This is a genomic window from Kitasatospora nipponensis, assembly GCF_039528135.1.
Classification (GTDB): domain Bacteria; phylum Actinomycetota; class Actinomycetes; order Streptomycetales; family Streptomycetaceae; genus Kitasatospora; species Kitasatospora nipponensis.
This window is the reverse complement of sequence record NZ_BAAALF010001063.1, coordinates 1-542: the sequence shown is the minus strand read 5'-3', so window position 1 is coordinate 542 and position 542 is coordinate 1. Positions and strand designations below refer to the sequence as shown.

Sequence of the window (542 nt, the reverse complement as noted above, 5' to 3'; positions counted from 1 at the left end):
CATCGGCTCCTCCCTTGTCGCCTCCACGCTAGGCACCGCGACGGTGTGTCCGGACCGGCCCGAGGCCACCCGCGCACGGGCCGAAGGTCCGCACCGGTCGGGCCTTTCCGTACACCGGCGCGCAGCCGGCGGGCGATCGGCGCAGGCTGGAGGTATCGAGCCGGTCGGTCACCCGCCGCCCGGCCGTTCCCGGAGGTGAGTGGGATGGCGATGGATTCCGAAGAAGGGGGGTTCGGCCCGGACCGGTACGCCAAGCCCCGTAAGGCCGGCGGGCCGCGCGGCGCCTGGCAGCTGCTGGAGCAGGTCAGCGGGATGACCCTGGTGCTGCTGCTGTCCGTGTCGATCGGCCTGGTGCTGGTCGCGGTGCAGACCGACAACGCGATCGCCATGTCGGTGTTCAGCCTGGTCTGGCTCACCACCATGTTCGCCCTGATGGGCTGGCTGGGCCGGCGGCACGAGGAGCAGGCGGCGGGACGGCACCGCAGGCCCGCCTGACCCGGCCCGCCGCGACCGGGCGCACACCGGCTGGAGCAGCCCGCCGC

General features: G+C 74.0%; 1 protein-coding gene. It reads left to right on the top strand.

What is annotated here, in order from left to right; all coding sequences use genetic code 11:
- Nucleotides 1-204 precede the first annotated feature (204 nt).
- Nucleotides 205-495 (top strand): hypothetical protein, encoded by a 291-nt coding sequence (locus ABD323_RS44875; protein ID WP_344447712.1) that lies wholly within the window; start codon nt 205-207, stop codon nt 493-495.
- Nucleotides 496-542 lie beyond the last annotated feature (47 nt).